Here is a 537-nt window from a genome sequence, read left to right as displayed (position 1 = left end):
TAGATACACCTTCTTCTTCATCGAATAGGGTTATTATATTAGCGTTACTTTGGTCGCCGTCTACTTTTTCTAGTTGGCAATAGTTATAATCGACAACCACCTGCAGATCTTGAAATAAGTCTGTAATGGAATATAGGTTTTTCATATGTACCACTCCTTTAGCGCTTTTTCTAACGAACTACGAAGTAAATTAGGTAATAAATCCATTGCCACAAGTTTAGGTTGGCTCTTTCCATCGTCTATCCAAAGTTCTTTGTAATCGAGTAAATACAAGTAATTTTTATAATGGAGGGAATCACATTGTAAATCCCATTCTGGTATATCTAAATTGCCTTCAAAGATGAACAGCACTATAGAATCGTRATCAGGATTAACATGGACTGAATGTGAAATCTCCTGCATGTAAAGGTATTGTTTAGCTGAAGCGTATAGACTGTGTGGAACATGTGCTACTACCTGATTAGGTGCATAGGTAGCTACAATACAGCCTTTTGATTGGAAATATTGTATTGTCATGCTAGTTTCCCTCCTTTACAT

Annotated in this window: 1 protein-coding gene; it reads right to left on the bottom strand. The window is 36.0% G+C overall.

Annotated features, from left to right (window positions below; all coding sequences use genetic code 11):
- Positions 1 to 141: 141 nt before the first annotated feature.
- The gene (locus tag QD409_RS35705) at positions 142 to 516 is read right to left on the bottom strand and encodes a hypothetical protein (RefSeq protein ID WP_430765078.1); all 375 of its coding nucleotides are present in this window, start codon (positions 514 to 516) and stop codon (positions 142 to 144) included.
- Positions 517 to 537 lie beyond the last annotated feature (21 nt).

It is taken from the genome of Rhizobium sp. BR 315 (assembly GCF_050577975.1).
Lineage (GTDB): Bacteria > Pseudomonadota > Alphaproteobacteria > Rhizobiales > Rhizobiaceae > Rhizobium > Rhizobium miluonense.
This window is presented reverse-complemented; position numbering and strand designations above follow the sequence as displayed.